At 46.4% G+C, this 21,210-nt stretch carries 19 protein-coding genes; 13 read left to right on the plus strand and 6 right to left on the minus strand.

Going from position 1 to position 21,210, the window contains the following annotated elements; genetic code table 11:
* Window positions 1-24: 24 nt before the first annotated feature.
* A complete protein-coding gene (locus M9H61_RS17455; protein ID WP_101245885.1) occupies window positions 25-825 on the minus strand; it encodes a metal ABC transporter ATP-binding protein in 801 nt (266 codons plus the stop codon).
* Between the two features lie 59 nt (window positions 826-884).
* Window positions 885-1,859: a metal ABC transporter solute-binding protein, Zn/Mn family gene (locus tag M9H61_RS17460; protein WP_250281929.1), complete on the minus strand. Its 975-nt coding sequence runs from the start codon at window positions 1,857-1,859 to the stop codon at window positions 885-887.
* Between the two features lie 140 nt (window positions 1,860-1,999).
* Here M9H61_RS17460 and mntR point away from each other — a divergent pair, with 140 nt between their 5' ends.
* The 6 genes from mntR to M9H61_RS17490 all read left to right on the plus strand — a co-directional run bounded on the left by mntR (window position 2,000) and on the right by M9H61_RS17490 (window position 8,751).
* Window positions 2,000-2,437 (plus strand): manganese-binding transcriptional regulator MntR, encoded by a 438-nt coding sequence (gene mntR, locus M9H61_RS17465; protein WP_250281930.1) that lies wholly within the window; start codon window positions 2,000-2,002, stop codon window positions 2,435-2,437.
* A gap of 41 nt (window positions 2,438-2,478) precedes the next feature.
* Entirely contained in the window at window positions 2,479-3,420 is a 942-nt protein-coding gene (locus tag M9H61_RS17470) for an FkbM family methyltransferase (RefSeq protein ID WP_250281933.1), read from the plus strand.
* A gap of 2 nt (window positions 3,421-3,422) precedes the next feature.
* Entirely contained in the window at window positions 3,423-4,367 is a 945-nt protein-coding gene (locus tag M9H61_RS17475; RefSeq protein ID WP_250281935.1) for an FkbM family methyltransferase, read from the plus strand.
* Between the two features lie 201 nt (window positions 4,368-4,568).
* A complete protein-coding gene (locus M9H61_RS17480; RefSeq protein WP_250281937.1) occupies window positions 4,569-5,696 on the plus strand; it encodes a glycosyltransferase in 1,128 nt (375 codons plus the stop codon).
* Window positions 5,697-5,815: 119 nt separating this feature from the next.
* Complete coding sequence (locus M9H61_RS17485) at window positions 5,816-6,916, plus strand: glycosyltransferase (RefSeq protein ID WP_250281939.1); 1,101 nt, start codon at window positions 5,816-5,818, stop codon at window positions 6,914-6,916.
* A gap of 5 nt (window positions 6,917-6,921) precedes the next feature.
* A complete protein-coding gene (locus tag M9H61_RS17490) occupies window positions 6,922-8,751 on the plus strand; it encodes an asparagine synthase-related protein (protein WP_250281940.1) in 1,830 nt (609 codons plus the stop codon).
* Window positions 8,752-8,759: 8 nt separating this feature from the next.
* On the opposite strand, the gene asnB is transcribed toward M9H61_RS17490, so the two are convergent.
* The 4 genes from asnB to M9H61_RS17510 are packed head-to-tail and all read right to left on the minus strand — an operon-like array spanning window position 8,760 to window position 13,420.
* Window positions 8,760-10,586 (minus strand): asparagine synthase (glutamine-hydrolyzing), encoded by a 1,827-nt coding sequence (asnB, locus tag M9H61_RS17495; protein WP_250281942.1) that lies wholly within the window; start codon window positions 10,584-10,586, stop codon window positions 8,760-8,762.
* Between the two features lie 7 nt (window positions 10,587-10,593).
* The gene (gene hisH, locus M9H61_RS17500; protein ID WP_250281949.1) at window positions 10,594-11,280 is read right to left on the minus strand and encodes an imidazole glycerol phosphate synthase subunit HisH; all 687 of its coding nucleotides are present in this window, start codon (window positions 11,278-11,280) and stop codon (window positions 10,594-10,596) included.
* Window positions 11,280-12,218, minus strand: coding sequence for an imidazole glycerol phosphate synthase subunit HisF (gene hisF, locus M9H61_RS17505; RefSeq protein WP_250281952.1), 939 nt, complete (start codon window positions 12,216-12,218; stop codon window positions 11,280-11,282). The genes hisH and hisF overlap by 1 nt, the downstream gene beginning before the upstream one ends.
* Complete coding sequence (locus M9H61_RS17510; protein ID WP_250281958.1) at window positions 12,170-13,420, minus strand: N-acetyl sugar amidotransferase; 1,251 nt, start codon at window positions 13,418-13,420, stop codon at window positions 12,170-12,172. Before M9H61_RS17510 ends, hisF begins: the two co-directional genes overlap by 49 nt.
* A 309-nt stretch (window positions 13,421-13,729) precedes the next feature.
* On the opposite strand from M9H61_RS17510, the gene neuC (M9H61_RS17515) reads away from it, so the two are divergent.
* The 7 genes from neuC (M9H61_RS17515) (at window position 13,730) to M9H61_RS17545 (ending at window position 21,202) form a co-directional block, all read left to right on the plus strand.
* Window positions 13,730-14,884, plus strand: coding sequence for a UDP-N-acetylglucosamine 2-epimerase (neuC, locus tag M9H61_RS17515; RefSeq protein ID WP_256469506.1), 1,155 nt, complete (start codon window positions 13,730-13,732; stop codon window positions 14,882-14,884).
* A gap of 41 nt (window positions 14,885-14,925) precedes the next feature.
* A complete protein-coding gene (gene neuC, locus M9H61_RS17520) occupies window positions 14,926-16,101 on the plus strand; it encodes a UDP-N-acetylglucosamine 2-epimerase (protein WP_250281962.1) in 1,176 nt (391 codons plus the stop codon).
* Between the two features lie 5 nt (window positions 16,102-16,106).
* On the plus strand, window positions 16,107-17,156 hold the full coding sequence (gene neuB, locus M9H61_RS17525; RefSeq protein ID WP_250281964.1) for an N-acetylneuraminate synthase: 1,050 nt from the start codon (window positions 16,107-16,109) through the stop codon (window positions 17,154-17,156).
* A complete protein-coding gene (locus M9H61_RS17530; RefSeq protein ID WP_250281966.1) occupies window positions 17,143-17,820 on the plus strand; it encodes an acetyltransferase in 678 nt (225 codons plus the stop codon). The genes neuB and M9H61_RS17530 overlap by 14 nt, the downstream gene beginning before the upstream one ends.
* A complete protein-coding gene (locus tag M9H61_RS17535) occupies window positions 17,817-18,518 on the plus strand; it encodes a cytidylyltransferase domain-containing protein (RefSeq protein WP_250281968.1) in 702 nt (233 codons plus the stop codon). Before M9H61_RS17530 ends, M9H61_RS17535 begins: the two co-directional genes overlap by 4 nt.
* A gap of 61 nt (window positions 18,519-18,579) precedes the next feature.
* Window positions 18,580-19,623, plus strand: coding sequence for a nucleotidyltransferase family protein (locus M9H61_RS17540; protein WP_250281969.1), 1,044 nt, complete (start codon window positions 18,580-18,582; stop codon window positions 19,621-19,623).
* Window positions 19,616-21,202, plus strand: a complete 1,587-nt coding sequence (locus tag M9H61_RS17545; RefSeq protein ID WP_250281971.1) for a hypothetical protein — start codon at window positions 19,616-19,618, stop codon at window positions 21,200-21,202. Before M9H61_RS17540 ends, M9H61_RS17545 begins: the two co-directional genes overlap by 8 nt.
* The last annotated feature ends 8 nt before the right edge of the window (window positions 21,203-21,210 follow it).

The following is a 21,210-nucleotide window of genomic DNA, read 5'->3' on the forward strand; positions in this document are numbered from 1 at the left end:
TGCCCGTCGCCCTTTGCCACCCGCCTATGCCAGATGCAATTCGTCGATATGGGTTGCGGCCAGACGCCCGCCATAGGTTTCCTGAAGGTTCTCGGCGGTAAAGGTGGTTTCAACCGGGCCTTCGGCAATGCGCCGGACATTGATCAGAAGCACACGGTCGAAATATTCCGGCACGGTCGACAGATCATGATGCACGCAAACAACCGTGCGGCCTTCGGCCTTCAGTTCCTTCAGAACCGATACAATGGCGCGTTCGGTGGCGGCATCGACCCCGGCGAACGGTTCATCGAGCAAATAGAATTCCGCATTCTGGGCCAGTGCGCGGGCCAGAAAGACGCGCTGTTGCTGCCCGCCGGAAAGCTGGCCGATCTGACGGTCGGCGAAATCGGCCATGCCGACCCGCTCAAGGCAGTCCATCGCCTGTTCGCGGTGGCGCGATCGCCAGAGCCGGAACAGCCCGACCGATCCGTAAAGCCCCATCAGGACCACATCAATGACGCGGGCCGGAAAGTCCCAGTCAACGCTGGCGCGCTGGGGCACATAGGCAACCCGGTCGCGGGCCTCGGCAAACAGTTTGCCGAAAATGCGGACCTCGCCCGACAGGCGCGGCACAACGCCAAGCGCACCTTTCAAAAAGGTGGATTTTCCCGCCCCGTTCGGACCGATGATCGCGGTCATGGATCCGGCCGGGATCGAGGCATCAACCGAAAACACCGCCGGCTTGTTGCCATAGGAAACGGTCAGGCCGCGCACGGTCAGTGGCGCGTCCTTGGCCGCGACATCAACGATTTTGCCGGACTCTGCAACCAGTTTGGCATTGCTCATGGGGGCTTCCTTGTTCGCTTGTGCGTACATTGTCTTGGCTGGCGTCAAATATTGTCTGATCAGGACCCGGCCGCAAGTTTACCCTGAAACCCGTCTTTTGGGGCGGTGCCGCCAAGGGCACGGGTGATCAGGGTAACGTTATGGTCGATCATGCCGATATAGGTGCCTTCATAGGTTCCCGGTTCGCCCATCGCATCGGAAAACAGGGTGCCGCCAATCACCACATTCTGACCCCGCGCAGCCGCGCCTTCGATCAGGGCGCGCACATTGCGCTCAGGCACAGAGCTTTCGACAAACACCGCCGAGATCTTGCGATCGACGATGGTGTTGACCAGGTCTTCGACCCGGCGCAGGCCCGCTTCGGATTCCGTTGAAATGCCCTGGATGCCCAGCACGTCAAAGTCATAGCCGCGCCCGAAATAGCTGAAGGCGTCATGGGCGGTCAAAAGAACCCGGCTTTTCTCCGGGACGGTGACCGTGACCTTTTTCATATAGTCGATCAGCTTGGCGATCTCGGCAATATGGTGGTCCGCATTGGCGCGATATGTGGCCTCACCCTCGGGATCGGTTTTGATCAGGGCATCGCGCACGGCCAGAACGACGGTTTCCCACAATTGCGGATCCATCCAGACATGCGGGTCATAACGGCCCTTGTATTCGGCATGGCTCAGAAGATTGTCCTTGGCGATGGCTTCGCCAACCGCGACGACATTGCGGCGCTTTTCCAGATCAAGGAAGAATTCCTCAAGCTGGGCTTCAAGATACAGCCCGTGCCAAAGAACAAGATCGGCACGCGCCATGGCGGCGATGTCGCTTCGGGTCTGGCGATAGGAATGCGGATCAACGCCGGGGCCCATCAAGGCCTTGACCTCGGCCCGGTCGCCGGCAACCTGGCGCGCGGCATCGGCGATCATGGAGGTGGTGGCAACAACATTCAGCGGCTTTGCCATGGCATGATCGGCATCGGCGAAAAGACCGGTTGCAAGGATAAGGGCGCTTAGCAAAATGGGGCGTGCGGATCGGAAAAGGCTCATCAGATGTCCCGAAAGCAAATTGAAATCAGTCCAGCGAATACCCACTATTTATGTGCGGACTTTTAAAGTTAGTCAAGGCTAAATTGATTTTTGCAAACTTAGTTGTTATGAAGGTTGCGGGACAGAAATTGGAGAGATCAATGGGCGACAAAGCCGTGGTAAACCCGCGTCACAACAAGGCCGAAGTCTTCGCCCGCCTGCGCGACGCGCATGCCAGGGAAGTGACCGAGGATTACGTTGAAATGATCGGCGACCTGATCGCCGAGGAAGGCGAGGCCCGCTCGGTCGCCCTTGCCGAACGCTTCGGCGTGACGGCCGCAACCGTGAACAACACCATCAAACGCCTTGAACGCGACGGCTTCGTCACATCACGGCCCTATCGTGCAATTTTTCTGACCGAAAAAGGCGAAGCACTCGCCAAAAAGTGTCGCGAACGCCACCAGATCGTCTATAACTTCCTGGTATCCATCGGCGTCGATCCCGAAATCGCGGAATTCGACGCCGAGGGGATCGAACACCATGTCAGCGAGGAGACGTTGGCGGTGTTCCGAAGCTGGCAAAAAGGTTCCGGAAATTAAGTTCCCAAAATCCTAAGCAATTCTCTCTTGGCTATCACTCTTTGTTTGCTGTCGATATTTGTTGTGCCGGTATTTATTTTTGGTTGCTTTCGGGCGGCCCAATTGTAAAACAAGGTTTGAATTTAAAAGGCGGGGTGCGGAATAGGAAAATGGCGATCCTAAACATTTTAAGGAAGCTGCGGCATGGTCCTTTAAGGGGGTTGGGGCCAGTATGGGTGTTTGCAGGTGACTGTTCACGATACTGTCTCAAGTTATTAGGTCAGAAATTTTACGTATCACAAAAGATTGGTGGCTATGGCCCTTTTAAGCTCAACGCGAACTTTATGTTCAGTGATCTTGAAAGTTGGGGGGATGGTCACAACAACGGTTTCGTTGCTACAGTAGAAGCGTGTCGTGGAAAGAAATGCGTTTTGGATGTTGGTGGTCATATTGGTTTGGTCTCACTTCCCATCAGTAAAGTTTTGGCAGCGGGCGGTTGCTTGATTACGTTTGAGCCGAGTGCCGGAAACCTGAGGTATTTGAAGCAACATCTGCAAAAAAATGAAGCGCATAACGTAACTCTTGAAGAATGTCTTGTTGGAGACAAAGTCGAAACTGTTTCCTTTTTTGAGCAAGCTGACGCAGCTGGGCAAAATTCAAGGGTTGTGGCGAAAAATCCCGAGCTTTATAGCGAAGTATTGCGACCGCAAGTAACGTTGGATGCATATTGTGCAGAAAACAATCTCGCGCCAGAGATAATCAAAATGGATATTGAAGGCGCAGAGGTAGCTGCTCTGAAAGGGGCACGCAATGTCCTCATTAGAAGTAAGCCCATCGTGTTCTTGAGTGTGCATCCACGTCATATTGAAATGATGGGGGCATCCATCAAAGAAATGGAAGAGTTTCTTGAGGATGTAGGATATATCGTTTCGGAGATCGATGGTGCTCCAGTAGAAAAGTTCCGGTTAGCCGAATACCGTTTGCAGCCTAAAATTGGGAATTAATCGTGTTTTCAAGTATTTATTCAACGTTTGTCGAACGTGGCCCCAAGCACCTGGCACGTGCAGTTTTCAGTTTGTCTACAGCGCTTGTCCAGGCAAATTTATTTGGTCAGAGATTTGTTAAGCGACGTGTTTATGATTATCAGCTGTTGCTGGATATGACTGATCGCGGGATTTCGCGCACATTGGTGCTGTTCGGGGAAAGGGAGCTGGAGCACAAGATAATGCTTGAGCGTATTCTGAAGCCGGGAATGCGTGTATTCGATGTTGGTGCAAATATCGGCTATTACGCGATTATGGAAAGTAAACTTGTCGGGGATAGTGGTTCTATTATCGCTGTTGAGCCTTCACCATCAAACGTTGCGCTGCTAAAAAGAAACTTAGAATTGAACGGTGTAACGAATACAATCGTGAGGGAAGGTGCGGTTTCTGACAAGGCTGAAACCAAAAAATTCCATTTGGCTCGCCAGAGTAACCTGAATACGTTTCATAATGTGGGCTCAGGGGTGGAGCATCTGTCTGGAAAGTCAATTGACGTTCAGACATATACAGTGCCTGATCTTGCTAAAGAATACGGTGCACCAGACCTTCTTCGAATGGACGTTGAGGGGCATGAGGTGCAGGTCCTTGCTGGGATGGTTGAGGCGATCAGAAATGGTGAGATTAGACCGACCGTGATTTTCGAGACTCATCTTAGTCGCTATACAGAAGAAAATGATTTCCGTCCGGTCTTGGAGGCGCTGTTCTCACTGGGCTATTCCGTATCCCTTGCTGCGTCATCTTGGGAAAGAGGAACCGAAATAGTTAAATCATTCGGTTACCAGAGTGTTGGAAAAGTCAAATCTGACGGAAATGAGAGGGAGTTTTTTGAGAACTTTAGCAATGCGGATGCAGTTGAACTGATTTGTGAAAAAGGCGGCCTTAGAACAGTTGTTCTTAGTTCTACTTGAGCTTGAGTTAGGGTAGCTTGTGAGAAATTGATAGAGGCTTTCTTTATTTGTATGCTTAGCATCAAATGATGCATGGACTCGTAGGTTCTTAAAGGTTAAGCCGCTTTGGTCCGTAATACTCATCGCCGAACAAAAATCACTGTCGTAATTGGAAGTCTTGATCGTGGTGGGGCTGAGACGCATTTGATGCGCACACTCCCAATGCTTGATAGCTCAAAATACGACGTTGAAGTGCTTACGTTCGGTCGCAGAGGTGGGATGGCCGATCAAATGGAGGCATTAGGTGTTAAAGTGTTGGGTCCCTGGTTCGAGGGGGCTCGAATACTTGTTCACAGACGTTTGCGAATTATACGAGCTGCGATTGCACTTCTGAGAGTTTTCTGTAATTTCTTTATTCGGCGACCGGATATCGTACACTTCTTCTTGCCTGAAAGTTATTTGATCGCGGGTCCGGCTGCCTTGCTTGCTGGTGTGAAGCGATGTGTTATGAGCCGAAGGAGTCTAAATCAATATTTCGACCGTAAACCTAGATACGTAAAAAAAATCGAGCTTTGGCTCCATTCAAAAATGTCAGCAATTCTTGCTAACTCTCAGGTGGTGGCGGAGCAGTTAATCCATCAAGAGAAGTGTGACCATCGGAAAGTAATTTTACTTCATAATGGTGTAGATGTTGATTTCGGTAAGGGCGAACGTAGCCTGAATTTTAGTAAGGAATTTGGCGTATTTGAAGGCGAGGTGACTATTGTGATGACCGCGAACCTTATTGAATACAAAGGTCATCATGATTTGCTTGATGCTTGTGCGGAGCTGAAGCATTTAAACTGGCGTTTGTTGCTGGTCGGTAAAGGTATAGGAAGCGTCGAGAATGCCTTAATGCAGCAGGCGCAGCGCTCAGGTATTGGGCAACGAGTTCGTTTTCTCGGCGGAAGGTCTGATGTGCAAAAAATTTTGCCTCATTGCGATATAGGTGTTTTAGTGTCTCATGAGGAGGGGTTTTCCAACGCAATAATTGAGTATATGGCATCAGGTCTTCCGGTTGTTGCTACCTGTGTTGGAGGTAACCTAGATGCCGTTGTTGATGGGGAAACAGGAATACTGGTTCCAGCGCAAAATCCGAAGGCAATCGCTTGTGCCCTAGAAGTTCTTATTGAAGATAAAGTAAAAAGATTGTCGATGGGGCGAAGAGGAGAAGAGCGCGTGGCGCAAAATTTCTCTCAAGGGAAATGTGTCCTTGGCTACGAGAAAATATATGATGAGCTATCAAAGAAAGAGCCGCATTTATCTGATACAGGATTGTTAGCATCTGATTACATGTTAAATAATATGTAATCATGTTTATTTAAATTTTGTAAATTCAATTTTATCAAGTTTTAGATAATGTTGTTTTGTTATGCGTTGTGATTTTTGATTCAACTGTTAAATTTATCAAATATTATCTCGATAGTAAAATGAAGCGTATTAATATACTTACAAATGGATTCAAAACTCCAAATCAGAGGGCATTTTTATTCCCTATATTGTTTCATAGAAAATGTCTTGAAGACATAGGCTTGAGTATTAGGATTTTTTCTGAAATTAGTTCAGATTTATTTGATTGTGACTACCTTGCAGTGGAAAATAAATACTTTAGCAAGCGTTGGGTAAATGAGCGTGACAGTGTTGTTGAAGAGATCGCTTTATTGTCAGATGCTGTGGGTGGGCTAATTTACTTCGATATTACCGATAGTTCTGGTATCGACCATGCTCATGCACTTCCTCATGTCACAGTTTATGCCAAATCGCAGTTGATGGCCGATAAAAGTCGTTACTTAACTCCAATGAAAGGCTACAGGCCTTATTCGGATTTCTATGCTCAGGAACATGGATTGAAAGATTTTGATGATGAAAGTTCAACCCCGATTTCATCACCTGCACTTCTTGATCGCATGACTGTCGGATGGAACTCGGCTTTGGCCGACTACAGTTGGTTGGGGCCACTGAGAATGGCAGCATACCAACGCATTCCGTTACGCTCGTTCTTGCGGTTGCCATCCGTAGAAGACTATCCAAAGCCCTCCCTGACACGGTCTCGTGCTGCTTCAATTCGAATTGGCACGAACTATCGACGGGAAACTGTCTCTTTTCAGAGGCGCAGTATAGCAGAGTTGTTGCAGGGAAGGCTCGATACTGAGAAGGTTAGTAGAAAAAAATACCTCAAAGAAATCTCTGATAGCAAAGTTGTAATTTCACCATTTGGTCTTGGGGAAATCACACTACGTGATTTTGAAGTCATGATGTCTGGATCTCTTCTTTATAAGCCGGATATGTCGCATATGACTACATGGCCGAACCTTTTTGTCGATGGCGAAACTATTATCTCCCATCGTTGGGATTTGGATGATTTATTAGATAAGTTAGAAGATATTCTTTACAACTTCTCTGATTATATAGATATCGCTGCAGAAGGGCAGAGGAGGTATTTTAAATACGTGTCAGGAGAAAGTTCCGGAGAATTGTTTGCTGGGCATCTAAAATCAATTCTAGATTTCTACGATAGTAAAGGTACCTAAGAACATTGTTAAATGTTACAGACTCAGCTCCTTGGGGGCTTACTATTGAGCTTGGCAGCGCAGATGTGCCAACACGAGGAAATCTAGTTACGCAGTCTGGCGTTGAAGATGGGGAAATAGCAGTTGGAAATTTAGTGGTTAAATGGACGGGAATGCATCCCGCACCACGAGTTTCTCAACGTGGTTCCAAAGTAATAATGCTGCTGGGGCATCCTGGGAAAGACGGTAAACTCGATGAAGAGGGTGTCTTTTCTCTATTTGCTGGTTGTATGTCATTGGAAGAGGCCTCTGCTCAGCTAAACGGTTCATTTTTGATTGTCGTGTTCGAGATTAATACAGAGACACTGAACGTCGTTACGGATCGATTTGCGTCGTTACCAATGTATTATTCAAGGACGTCAACTGGAAAGTGGTGCCTCGCATTGCATCTTGTCGATGTGCAGAAGAAACTGAACCAGTTCGAGGTCCATGATCAGGCTCTTATAGAGTTTCTTTTTCTCAGAAGAATATTGGGCGAAAAGACAGTTTCCGAGGGGGTTTCATACTTACGCTCAGGTCATATTCTTTCTCTCTCCACTGATGGCCTGGAAGCAGAGTTAACTGCTTATTGGCAGCCGAACTATCGTTTGAGGCAGTTGTCTGATAGGGAGGTGGTCGAACGCTTGGAGTATGGATTGCCGAAAGCACTCGAACTATACCAGTCTGATCAAACGACTTATGGACTTTTGATGAGCGGAGGACTGGACTCTCGGGCTGTATTAATTTCCCGATCTCAGCCCTTCAAATGCTTCACAACCTGTTTGTCTGAAAACAACGAGAGTTCTGTTGCAAAAGAAGTTGCGCTGCTGGAAGGGCAAAGCTGGAATTTCGTTCCACGTCCAAAGGGATTGCTGAATGAATTTGTGCAGTCGGCACTGTCGTTAACCAGTGCTCAGCAAGTTTTTAACGAATGCCAGTTCATGGGGTATGGAGAGCAATTCACTTCAGAAGTGAACTCAATGTTCATTGGGCTGGGGTTGGATATTTTTTTTGGTGGTCTTTACTTACCTCAACAGCAGTCCAAGTGGTTTGGTCATCAAACACTACATAATGAGTTGCTTCCGTTGGAGAGACAGCTTGCAAGTATGTATTTGGAAAAAGTCGGTTATAGGCTAAAGCAGTCCAACGTTTGGGAGATAATTCGAGAGAATTATAGGTCGGAAATCAAGTCCCGCGTTACTGAAAGTATTAATGAAATAATGGTGCGCGCGGCGGACTTGGGGGCTACTGGGTATGATATATGGGAATACATGCATATTCACAATTTATCGCGGCACTATTCTTTTCCTATGATGAGTTCCATCCGTACATATATGGATTGTAGGGCCCCAGCATTAGAAAACGAGCTGTTTGATTTGTCGATTCGAATGACAGCGAGGCAGAAATTAAATGGGACGCTTTATCAGCGTGCTCTCAAGAAGATAAGTTCTAAAACTATGAACGTCCGGAACGCGAACACCAATTATCCTGCATATCTTGCTCTAAAGCATCAAACAGCTTTGAAGGCCGCACAATTTGTTAGTCATCGTTTGTTTGGGACTAGTCGTGGTAGAAGCCCTTCTAGGGAAGACCGGTCTTGGCCGTCAGTTCGAGATCATATTGAAGCATGTCCAAATATTATGAATAAGATAAAGATTCTTGGAAAGTCGGAGGCTCTGGCAAGTCTGGAATGGCTAGATATGAATAATGTATTGAAATGTCTTGCTGACCACCACAGCAGGAAGTGCGATCACTCGATTATGATAAATGTCCTGCTTGGCATTGAGCATGTTGTATCCCGCAAATTCCATGGATAGCATAGGTTCTAGTCGAGCATGGACGTCGCGTCACGTAGCCAAAGTTCCATATTGATCAAATGAGCAAGAGGCGGCATCCCTGATGTAGTCTTGCGAGCATGAAAATCGTCAACTAAGCGTCGAAGGCTTTTTTTGCTACCGAAAGTCGACAAACAACTGTTGCTATCAGTCAAAAGAGGCACGAACTTACCCAGAGCATTATCATCCCGGAGCCATTGTTCGAGAGGAAGTGTTAGCCCTACTTTTCGTCGATCGATCACACTTGGAGGTAACCATTTTCGCGCAATGTCTTTAAGTAATGGTTTGGTCGTTCCCCCTGGTACTCTCAACTTATTTGAAATGCTGTTGACCACCTTTGCGAGGGGCATGTGGGTAAATGGTACACGTGCTTCAACACCTGCCGCCATAGCCATCTTGTCCTGTCGCATCAGCAATGATGAAAGATAGCTTGTTTGATCAACGGCTAGCATCCGATCGCGAAAGTCGTCGAAGCGATTTGCAACGGCTTCTCTGTGTCCAAACGAAGGAACAAAATCAGGAAATATTTCGTGTAACTGTAAAAAGTCAAAGTACACGGACGAAGCGATAGCAGCATCCCACTTCTTAAATCTTTTTATAAATTCGTAGCGTTTTAAGAATGGCCACGCAGCCGAAGGTACGATTTTTGCTATGGTGTTAAACTTGTTGAGATCTTTCCACTTGCTGTAGCGCTCATATCCACCAAAAAACTCATCAGCTCCTTCACCCGTTAGAACGACTTTATGTTTTTTTGCAATCTCGTCGCATAACAGTAGTAGCATAACGCACCCGAAATGTGGTGTAGGGCCATCCATGTGGTGGATTGCTCTTGGTAAAGCGGCCGCAAAATCCTCTGCTCCAAGTTTTACTTCTTCGTGGATTGTTGGATGCTGTAACAGCACTGCTTGGCGCCACTGACCTTCATCAAACTGATCCTCTTCCAGTTTGACCGCATAGCTATTGATTGCGTCCTTCGTCTCAGCTTCTACCATAGCTAGGACGAGGCTTGAGTCGATACCACCCGAAAACTGGAGACTGTACCCGACATCACTTTGCATATGAGTTCTGATACTCTCTTGAATAGCGTCCTCGGAAACTCGCAGAGCTTCTCCTTGTGAGAGATCACGAACGTGGGAGAGAGTATCTAGTGGATCAGAAAAACATTTTTGTACAACTGCGTTTGTAGAAAGAGTTAGTTCTACAAAGTGCCCTCCTTTGAGAAGTTCAATATTCTTATAGTTGCTGAGAGTTCCGGCTGCATATCTGTACATGAGGAGTTCGGAAATTGCATCTGGGTCCGGTGAGCTGCTTTTCAACCATCTTCTTAGAGGGCGGGCTTCACTGGAAAAACCTGTTCCGAATTCACCATGGGTTAAGTAGAGTGGTTTAATTCCGAATGGATCACGTGCTGCGACTACACGAAGGTTGACTCTGTCAAGTATGACGCATGAAAACATGCCCTCTAACTTGGCAAACGCGTTTGTGTCCCACTGAATAAAGGCATTCAATAGTACTTCGCTATCACCTTGTGTGCGAAACTGATACCCTTTTGTTTCGAGTTCCGAACGGATTCTTTTGAAGTTGTAAATTTCTCCGTTGAAGACCATTACGAAACGTCGTGACCGATCTTCCATCGGTTGATTGCTCTCACTGGTTGGATCCATGATTGCTAAGCGTCGGAAAACTAGTCCAATTCCGGATGATTGGTATCTTCCTCCGCTATCTGGACCTCTGTGGAACAAATCTTGATCGAATTTGTCAAGTAACCCTTGAGAGATGTCGTTCTTCGTACTGAAGATGGCTGCGAATCCACACATTTGAATGTTATCTTTCAGGCAACAAAGAACAATTCATCAGACTGGTTTTTTTAACTATGTTCGCAAAGCCCTGGTATATTGATAGGCCTTGCTCAGCACTTCTTTCAGGATGGAACTGGAACCCGTATATATTCTCCCTACGAACAGACGAGCAAAATGTATGATCGCCATAAGTGGTCGTGGTTAGTATATGTTCTCGATTATCGGGAGTGACATAGTAGGAGTGGACGAAGTATTGCAGGTCACCATCTTTAAATGAATGTAACGGTGTGTTGTTCCACACTGAAACGTCTTTACCATTTGGGACGCTAACATCGTTCCAGCCAACTTCTGGGACTTTGCGTCCATGCTGATTTGGAAGTTTAGTGACTGTGCCGCTAATCAAATCCAGTCCGTTCGACTTCTTGAATTCAGTGCTGGTTGAGCATAGAAGTTGCATACCTAAGCATATGCCCATCAAGGGCTTCCCTGTCCTGGAAAATTCAGAGATAGCTACGTCAAGCTCCCTTTCTCCAAGTGCTTTCATAGCATCAACAAATCCTCCGATACCGGGAAGAATAACACTATCACATTGGGCTATGGCGTCAGGGTGGTTGCAAATACGAGGGTGGAGGCCGACTTTCTCACAAACTCTTGCGACGCTGAAGAGATTCCCCATTCCATAGTCAATTATTGCGACGGTAGCTGACGTCATTATATGCTCCGAACCATTATCTTGTTCGCGCCTAGGTAGTGTTTTAGTTCTTTTATGCCTATTGCATCGAAGTGGTGAAACTTGCGTCGGGATTTGACAAATTCAGTATTGCCCTCCGCCGAATAGTCTTCTTTGCTCCAATCAATAGAATCAATAGCTTCATAATGAAACATGGAAGCTATGCACACGGCGTCAGCTGCGCCGTCTCTGATAACCGAAAGAACATCCTCTGAAGTTCCTGCTCCACCGTGTGCGATCACCGGAATTGCAACGCTTGTGGCAATACGATTCACCAAATCTATATCGAACCCGTTACCAGTGCCCTCCATGGCGATTGCGGTTAAGCAAATTTCGCCAGCTCCAAGTTCTTCGAGTTCTTTTGCCCAAGAAACTGGTTCTACGCCGGTAACTTCTCGCCCACAGTGGGTTAGGCATTCATAGTTGCCGTCACCTAGATCAATTACTTCTAGTGAAGCAACGACCGTTGAACTGCCAAAGCGCTGTGCTGCTTGGCGAATGATGTCTGGGTTTTCAATTGCCGCGGTATTGATGATCACCTTATCCGCGCCAGCCCGCAAAACTTCTCTTATGTCATTGAGTGACCTGATGCCGCCACCAACTGTCAGTGGAATGAGGGCTTCCTCGGCAGTTTTTCTCACAATATCAGACAAATGATTACGGTTGTAGAGACTGGCCACCATGTCCATGTAGATCAGCTCATCTGCTCCTTGTGCATAATAGTGAGCAGCAAATGCCTCGGGTTTTCCCAAGACGCGAAGACCTTCTAGGTTTACACCTTTAACCAAGTTTGGCCCCTTGATGTCTAGTCTGGGGATTATTCGAATCATTTGAGGTTCTTTGTCGATACTATTGAGGTGAGAACGTGCGACTAACTGACTTTGTGCCTTAATACCCAGCTGTTGCCGGCCATTTTCCATAGGTGCGGAGATCTGAAGCTATCGGCGATTTCATGGAATTCTTCCTCGGACATGTCCATGTACTCACAAATTTCTTTAAAGTAGCGTTTTGGAAACTCTCCATCAAATTGGTGAACCAAATTTACGCCTTCATCTCTGGTCAAATGACCGTGTCGAATTTCTTGTCCGGCTTCGTGAGTACACCTGCCGATGCCGAACTTAATGAAACCTGTCCAGTAATGAAAACCGTCGAGTTTGTCATCGATGGAGTTGTATTTCGAGTATGTGCCTTCCGTTCGGATTGGGCTGGGTTTGAAGCCAGTATGTTCTACTGCATAGTAGTACATTTCCTGTGGAACCCACTTCAGGAAATGGCCTAAAAAATGCACTTGAATATCTTGGCTCTTAATTTCGTCCATGGTCAAAGGGAGATATGGAGCAAGCTTTTCACGAGAAATTCCCAACTCTTTAAGTTCGTCAACGTGAGTGCCGCTAACATAAATGTCACCGGTTGGATCTCCCGTGTAATATTTGGGATCAAACAACGACTGCTGATCTTCTCCGGAGTTTGCGCCATACTCGGATGGATGTTCTCCGTAGAAAATCAAATTTATTCCCATGCGCTTTGCCATATGCATTGCATAGTGCCGCTGTCCGTAGATAAAAGGTTGGAATGGGTGCAGCATGTTGCGATAAGCGAGGCTCGTGAGTTTCTTGTGAACTTGACCATCAGGCGTGAATAGATAGTTGTCAAAGCCGCCAACATGGCACCAGTTTGTGAAGTTTTTCCAACCAATGTCGGTGTAGAGATGTGGAGCCCATGTTACAGTGAGTGGGTTCATCCCGTACTTTGTCTTGAGAATATGTGCCTGGAACGCAGAGTCTTTCCCGCCTGACCCTGGGATTAAGCAGTCATAACTCCCGTCGTTTGATCGATAACGGTCTAACAGATCAAGCAACTGCTTTTCTCTATCTTCCCAGTCAATTTTTGACTTGCTTTCAACCACCCTACACGCTTCGCAAACACCGTCTTTGAAGGGAACCGTATTTTTTCGGCTTTCCTTTTTGTCTTTCGTAACTTCGGATGGTGTGGCGCGTTGATTCGAAATCACGCACTTTGAACAAAAATGAACTTCGGGAGGGAGCCCATACTTGACTTCTAGAAGTCCGTCGACCTTATCCTCAACAAACGTCTTTCCATCTTTCTCGATAACATTAGTCATAAAATCACCCTGTCAATCGCTAGTATGGTTCCGGAGTTTAATGAACCACCCATCAGTATTCCTCGTTCTATAAAATTGAGCGTACCAAAACGCAAGGTCAAATGGCTTAGTTTACATACTAGACAACAATGTTAATAACTTGTCCTTTCATCAAGCCATAAGAATAAAATTTTATGGAAACGTGGGGCGATAATTGAGAGTTGTTTTGGTTGTGGTGTTTTCATGATATCGCAAGCACTAGCTTTCGCCAGCAGAACGTTGTAGAAGCAGCGATTTATCGCGCAGTGCAGTTTGGAAGGTTGTTGAGTGATGAGGAAGGTCTGCATTGTAGTTGGGTCTCGCGCAAACTACAGTAGCATTAAGTCTCTTATGGCTGCGGTTCAAGGTCATGCAGATCTGGAACTCCAAGTGGTCGCCATGGCATCGGCTTTGTCTGATCGCTATGGAGCTGTTTACCAGCATATCCTGAAAGATGGCTTCCCTATAGATGCACGAGTCAACATGCTTCTCGAGGGAGAAACGCCGACCACAATGGCGAAATCCACCGGGTTAGGGTTGCTAGAGTTGCCAAGTGTGTTTGATCATTTGGAGCCAGATGTCGTGGTTACGGTTGGCGATAGATTCGAGACTATTGCTACTGCTGTCGCTGCAGCTTTCATGAATATACCGCTTGCTCACACAATGGGTGGAGAGGTAACCGGGACAATCGATGAAAGTATTCGGCACGCAATTTCAAAATTTGCTCATATTCATTTTCCGGCAAGTGAAGATGCAAGAGAGCGGATCATTAGACTTGGTGAGGATCCCGAAACTGTGCATATGGTAGGGTGTCCGCGTATCGATTTAGTTGCGGGAATTCTAAACAATGCACGCGTAAAAAGTTCCTTCTCTCCAGATAACTTAGGAGGGGTAGGTGATCCAATTGACTGGGATAAGCCGTTCCTTCTAATCTCGCAGCATCCTGTGACCACAGAGTTTGGGGATGGCAAAGAACAGATCTTAAATACTTTAAAGGCAGCCTCTCATGTCGGAATGCAGGCGCTAGTTCTTTGGCCGAACTCTGATGCAGGGGCGGACGATATCGCTAGAGGAATACGGACCTATCGTGAGATGGGCTTGGCAGTGAATATGCATTTCTGCAAGAATCTTCCCGTGGATACCTACATTCATATGATGGACAAGACGGCCTGCCTTGTTGGTAATTCGTCGTCAGGTATACGAGAGGGGGCGTATATTGGTACCCCGGTTGTCAATGTTGGATCTCGTCAGGACGGGCGAGAACGTGGGCAAAACGTATTAGATGTTGGATACGGTGTCGATCAAATTGAAAGCGCTATCCGCAAACAAGTTTCCATCGGGAAGTATAGTATGGATCCGATATACGGAGACGGGACAGCAGGCGAGCGTATAGCGGATATTCTCTCCTTTGCGACATTCAAAATACAAAAGCAAATCACTTACTAAATAAAAGCGGCGATTCTTATCACAGGTAGTGGAGCTTATGGGTGAGGAGAATAGGTGTTCTGACTGCGACCCGAGCGGAATATGGGCTTTTAAGACCTGTTATTCAGGCAATTCGGGCTGATCCGGGGCTGGATTGTCGACTCTATGTGACGGGGACACATCTGGAGGAGCGATACGGGTTTACGGTGCGTGAGATTGAAGCGGACGGTATCAGGATATGTGCGCGCATACCTCTAGGATTATCTGGTGATACCTCGCTTGATGTTGCTAGGGTAATGTCGACAGGGATAATAAGTTTCACCCAAGTACTTGAAGAGGACCATCCCGACCTTCTGGTGGTGCTAGGGGACCGTTTTGAGCTTCTGTCTGTGTTGTCCGCTGCCACCATGTGTAAAATTCCGGTGGCACACATACATGGCGGTGAAATCACAGAGGGGGCGATAGATGACTCTATCCGTCACGCGGTTACGAAACTGTCTTACTTGCATTTTTGCTCGACCGAAACGTACAGGATGCGCGTGATACAGATGGGAGAAGAGCCTTCCAGAGTCTTTAACTCGGGCTCTTTGGCGATAGACAATATTCGTAATGCAGGGCTGGTTTCGCTCGAAAATTTGAAAAGCGACTTAGCTATTGATTTTTCGAAACCTGTGGCTGCAATAACGTTCCATCCAGTTACAAATGACCAAGATGCGGGGCTTTCAGAGTTGAAATCTATGCTTGGTGCACTTTCGTCGTTGCCGCATCTCCAGTGTGTTTTTACTGGCACAAATGCCGATCCCGGAAGGTCGTTGATAGCAACGGAAATCAGGGAATTTGTACAAAAAAACTCTGACAGAGCTATAGAAATAAAATCTTTAGGAATGCGACGTTATCTGAGTCTTGTGAGGTATTCAAATTTGGTGCTTGGCAATTCTTCCAGTGGAGTTCTGGAGGCCCCTTGGTTGGGGACACCAAGTGTAAACATTGGACGGAGGCAGCACGGAAGATATAAGGCTCCTAGTGTCATTGACGTTCCCGGAAATCCCGAGGATATTTTAGCGGCAATAAATCTATGCTTGTTAGGTGGTGTTCCGTTTGCAGATGATGCTGATGTGTTTGGCGATGGTCATGCCGCAGAAAAGATAGTGTCTATTCTGCGGGATTTCGATATCTCCGATGCCAACGAGGGTAAAAAGTTCTTTGATGTAAATTTTTCTGAAGGCAAGGCGTATTGAATTCAATGAAATTCAGTGTTTGTGGAATGACAAGATGCTTCATCATTGCCGAGGCGGGTGTCAATCATAATGGTGATATTGAGCATGCGCACAGATTGATTGATATAGCTGCAGATGCAGAGGCAGATGCTGTTAAATTTCAGACTTTTACGGCTGAAGAGCTAGTCAGTGTTGGTGCTCGAAGAGCGAAATATCAAGTTGATAACGAGCCGGAAGCTGTTGGTGAAACACAATTTGATATGCTCAAACGGTTGGAATTGCCCAGGGAAGCGTATCCACAACTAATCAAGCATTGTTCGGAAAGAGGAATTTTATTTCTATCAACTCCATTTGAAGAAGAAAGTGCAGACTTTCTGCACTCACTCGATCTTCCGCTATTTAAGGTTAGTTCTGGAGAGCTAACAAATCTCCCTTTCCTTGAGTACTTAGCTAAGAAGCAGCGCCCGATGATTCTGTCAACAGGTATGGCAAACTGGTTAGAGATAGATGCTGCTGTGGAACTGGTTACTCTGGCAGGCAACAATGATATTTCGCTTCTCCATTGCACGAGTTCTTATCCTACGCCGGTCAAGGATGCGAACTTGTTGGCAATGCGAGAGATGATGGAAAGATACAGTTGTCCGATTGGCTACTCCGATCATACACTGGGGGAAATTGTTCCATTAGCGAGTGTTGCAATGGGTGCAAAAGTGCTGGAGAAACATATTACAATTGATCGAGGGCTTCGAGGTCCTGATCATTTGGTTTCGATGGAGCCTGATGAGTTTAAGAATCTGGTATATAATGTTCGCCAGGTTGAGCTGGCTATGGGGAGAAGAGATAAGGTTTTAATGGATGTTGAGGTCGAAACTTTAGCGGCGGCACGGAAAAGCGTGTTTGCAAAAAAGGATATTTCTACCGGTCAGTTACTAACTCTTGACGATTTAACATGTAAACGGCCTGGGACAGGTATCTCACCGTCTTTGCTGCAAGAGATTGTTGGTCAACGAGCTCTGCTCCGAATTCCTACTGGCACGCAACTGACTTGGTCGATGATTTCTAATGATGACCAGTGAAGTAAAGGACTTACCTGGATGCGCCGTGATAGGTGCTGGTGGGCATGCGGCTGTGGTTGTGGACGCGATGATTGAGCAATTGCGTTACAAACCAATTATTATAGCCGAGCGCAATGATGCTCCGTTAATCCAGGTAATCGAAAGCGCTTTCACTGGTCTCGATTGCGATCTACCGGAGCTTGTTAGCAATGGGCAAGTGGCGCATTTTATCATTGCTTTTGGAGCCTTAAGTTCTTGGTCTAAAAGACAGGAAGTTTTTTCTAGGCTGTCAAAACTAGACGGAATTTCTCCGGCTTTGGTTGTCCATCCTTCATCGACGCTTTCTAAGTTCAGTGAAATAGAAAATGGCTGCTTCGTGGGTGCGAATGCCGTTGTTAATGTGGGCTCTGAGGTCGGAAAAAACTGCGTGTTGAACACTTCCGCGATCGTTGAGCACCATTGTGTTCTTGGTGAAAATGTTCATGTAGCTCCTGGCGCGGTCCTTTGTGGGGGAGTCTCAATTGGGACAAACACATTCGTTGGGAGTAACGCGGTAATTCGTGAAGGTATCAAAATAGGTGAGGGATGCGTGATAGGTGCCGGTTCTGTCGTTGTCCGAGACATTCCAAACAATACGACCATAGTTGGCAGCTCGCAAATTGTGGCTAGGGAGAATAAGCATTGAAGCTTGCAACAGTATTAGCTCGTGGCGGGAGTAAAGGGGTTCCAGGAAAAAACCTAAGGAAACTTGGAGGAAAGAGTCTAGTTGAGCGAGCTGTTAAACAAGCGCGGGAAAGTGGTGAGTTTGATGTAATCGCAGTTTCGTCGGATGACGACCGAATTTTGGCAGAAGGTAGATCTGCTGGCGCAGATATTCTTGTGAAACGTCCGGCAGAACTATCAAGTGACGTTGCTGGCAAGATACCGGCAATCAGGCACTGTGTGCAGTTTGTGGAGCGGCAACAGAATGCAGAAGTCGATTATGTCTGCGATATTGCAGTAACCTCGCCAATGCGTGTTGTTGACGATATTCGTAGTGCTATGTCTCTTATCCTCTCCACCAAAGCGGCAAATGTAGTGAGCGCTCATGAAGCGACTGAGTCACCTTATTACACAATGATTAAACGAACTGATGACGGGGAATGGGAATTCTTTTCTGATTTGGCTCGCAAAATTGTTCGAAGGCAAGATGCTCCAATAGTTTATGTCCTGAATGGTGCTGTTTATGTTTGGCAAAGATCTCGTCTTTTTGCTGATATTAAGTACGTGGTTGGGCATGGAACCGAAGTCTATTCGATGCCGAGAGAGCGAGGTATTGATATTGACAGTGAGCTGGATCTTGAATTTGCCGAGTTTCTTTTGGGAAAATGTTCCACCAATTGAAATTAGCGAACCTACGGAGCTTACTATTTTGGTCCTGTTTCGAAGTTGGATGTGAATTCTCATGATTAATTGGACTAAGGCAATTGTCCGGCCTAGCACGGCGATCTTGGATGCCATAAAGGTCATAAATGATGCCAGCACGCAAATTTGCTTTGTTCTGGATGAACAGGAACGTTTGATCGGCACTATTACTGATGGCGATATCCGTCGTGGTATTCTGGCTCGGATAAATTTGGATCGGCCAGTAACTGATATCATGAATAGCTCTCCAACAGTCCTATCGGAACATCAGGAAAGGTCTAGGGCCAAAATTCTGATGCAAGAGCGTCAGCAGTCCAGAATTCCCATAGTGACTGACGACGGAAAATTGATAGATGTGATTTCTTTGGAAGACTTCACAGATATTCCAGCAAAGGAAACGAGTGTTGTTATTCTAGCTGGTGGACTGGGAATGAGATTACGCCCGCTAACGGAGACTATTCCCAAGCCAATGGTTCCTGTTGCAGGGCGTCCAATTATGGAGCATTTGCTCGAAAATTTGAGAAATCAGGGGTTCCGAAATATTTCTATAGCGGTCAACTATCTTTCTCATGTAATCGAAGATTATTTTGGAGACGGAAGTAGGTTCGGTTTGAATATTAGCTACATACGAGAAGAAGACAAGCTTGGAACTTGTGGGGCGTTGTGGCTGCTTGACCGTCGACCAGTTGAGCCAATGCTTGTTATGAATGGTGATTTATTGACGCGTGTAAATATGCAAAGCCTTCTCGACTTTCATGCAGATCAGGGTGCAGAAATTACAGTGGGGGCCGTTGAGCACATTACAGAAATTCCGTTTGGAGTTCTGAATGCAGAAGGTGTGCAGTTGAAAAGTTTAATCGAGAAGCCAAAGTTGTCACATATGGTGAACGCGGGAATATATGTATTGAACCCATCTGTATTGCAGATGCTTGATGGTTCAAAAATGGACATGACTGACTTGATTGAGATGAGTCTTAATAAAAACGGATTAGTTAGTGTATTCGCTATCCATGAATACTGGAGAGATATTGGTCGGGCCGGTGACTTGAAGTTGGCCGAAGAGGAAATTGAAGGTCTTGGGTAATATCGATAGCTCCAATGCCGTGGAACTTACGTCTGACGGTGTAGCAGGATTCTTGTGGCCTTTGTCTCGTCGAGAGGAATTGGGGCAAGGCTGGAAATTCTTTAATTTTCTGTTGGATAAAACTCGGGAGCTTATCGACCAAGAATCCGATCATGGCTATGCGTTGTCTGCTTGTTTTCCAGAAATATTAAATGAATTCCTCGCTCTCAATCGGCACGTACGAGTTTATGAAGTTTATGCATCAGGTGCAAATCGGCAGATTCTAGACTCATGGAACGGCAGAATTTCGAAGGCAGTACGTACTCATCAGCGTCCAGAGTATAGGAAAATTGTATTTGATCTCGCTATCTGCAGAAAGAAGGTAACGTTTACTCGCCGTGTGAAACGTAAGGTGGGGGGGGTTGTTTTAAAGTCGCCATTTGCTCGCTGTGAACTAGGCCACGCGGTTCTCTCTGGGCGTACAGTCTCTATTGCTTCAACTGGATTGATAGCGCAGGTTGCGGCAAAAGTTACTCCTAAAGTTGTTCTTGAATCTTTTGAACAGTGGTACATCTTTGATCCAGAAAAGTTAAAAGTGGATGTCGCATCAGATAACTACGCGGCCTCTTTGGGGAAGGATATCGCTGAGTATCTGACCAATGACTTTCAGTTTCCAGATTATCTGGCAACCTATTTTGGTGATTTCTGTTCAATTTTAATTGCTCAGTCTCACTGGCACATTCAACGGCTCGTAGAGCAAAACCTTACTCCCTCTGTTTTGTGGGCCGGGTCTGTTAATAGTGCTTTGACGAGAATTATTCGGATTGCCTGCTTGAGGAATGGTTCGCATATTGTAATGTTTGATCACGGGGAGGGTATCGGTTGTTTCTATACGCCAGAAGACCTCCCGGGCAGGTTTGATATTGTTCACGAATATGTTGCATATGGCGAGTTCCAAGCAAGCCGCATTCGAGAGCGGGAGAAGCTCGATAAATATCTTACCTTGCCAATATTGGAAAGTATAAGCAGCAGTGAGTTAAGTGCTCAACGGGGATCAATTTCTATCGCCGAAGCAGGCCGGCAGCCGCTGTTGCCGGAAAAAATTATCTATGCAACGACAATTTCTCCGGGGGACGTAATATCCTTAAACTGTCTGCCTCCCGGTATTGTTCAAAAGGACTTTACATGCCGTCTTTTCTCAGAGCTGAGAAAGGAGGGTTACGATTTAACGTTAAAGCCACACCCGGAGGACAATGAGCCCTATCCAGCAGAGTTTTCAGAGAAATTTGAGGCAACGATAAGCAATTGCCGGTTCGAAGAAATGTTTCTTAAGGGCGATGTTATCGTGTTTGACTTTATTTCAAGTGCAATGCGAGCCGCGTTGCTCAGTGATCGGGGTATTGTTCTAGTTGACTATGGTTTAAACCTCATCGACGAATGTATTGTTGCTGAGTTTGAAAAGCGCGTTCAGATTGTCAAGGCGCACTTTGATCATGAGAACCGTATTCAGGTGGATTGGGAGCAGGTAAAGGAGGCAATTCCTGCTGCTTGGGAAAAACGCCATGAAAGAGACGCAGCTCTTTTGCTGTATTCGTATTGATTGATATA

Source organism: Thalassospira sp. GO-4 (assembly GCF_023588965.1).
Classification (GTDB): domain Bacteria; phylum Pseudomonadota; class Alphaproteobacteria; order Rhodospirillales; family Thalassospiraceae; genus Thalassospira; species Thalassospira povalilytica.

Excerpts from the sequence above, each read along its gene's own strand:
- M9H61_RS17540 (WP_250281969.1), top strand. The coding sequence starts at position 18,580 with ATGATTAATTGGACTAAGGCAATTGTCCGGCCTAGCACGGCGATCTTG.
- mntR (WP_250281930.1), top strand. The coding sequence starts at position 2,000 with ATGGGCGACAAAGCCGTGGTAAACCCGCGTCACAACAAGGCCGAAGTC.
- hisH (WP_250281949.1), bottom strand. The coding sequence starts at position 11,280 with ATGACGTCAGCTACCGTCGCAATAATTGACTATGGAATGGGGAATCTC.
- asnB (WP_250281942.1), bottom strand. The coding sequence starts at position 10,586 with ATGTGTGGATTCGCAGCCATCTTCAGTACGAAGAACGACATCTCTCAA.
- M9H61_RS17455 (WP_101245885.1), bottom strand. The coding sequence starts at position 825 with ATGAGCAATGCCAAACTGGTTGCAGAGTCCGGCAAAATCGTTGATGTC.
- M9H61_RS17460 (WP_250281929.1), bottom strand. The coding sequence starts at position 1,859 with ATGAGCCTTTTCCGATCCGCACGCCCCATTTTGCTAAGCGCCCTTATC.
- hisF (WP_250281952.1), bottom strand. The coding sequence starts at position 12,218 with ATGGAAAATGGCCGGCAACAGCTGGGTATTAAGGCACAAAGTCAGTTA.
- M9H61_RS17530 (WP_250281966.1), top strand. The coding sequence starts at position 17,143 with ATGATGACCAGTGAAGTAAAGGACTTACCTGGATGCGCCGTGATAGGT.
- M9H61_RS17485 (WP_250281939.1), top strand. The coding sequence starts at position 5,816 with ATGAAGCGTATTAATATACTTACAAATGGATTCAAAACTCCAAATCAG.
- M9H61_RS17510 (WP_250281958.1), bottom strand. The coding sequence starts at position 13,420 with ATGACTAATGTTATCGAGAAAGATGGAAAGACGTTTGTTGAGGATAAG.
- neuB (WP_250281964.1), top strand. The coding sequence starts at position 16,107 with ATGAAATTCAGTGTTTGTGGAATGACAAGATGCTTCATCATTGCCGAG.
- neuC (WP_256469506.1), top strand. The coding sequence starts at position 13,730 with ATGAGGAAGGTCTGCATTGTAGTTGGGTCTCGCGCAAACTACAGTAGC.
- M9H61_RS17480 (WP_250281937.1), top strand. The coding sequence starts at position 4,569 with ATGCTTGATAGCTCAAAATACGACGTTGAAGTGCTTACGTTCGGTCGC.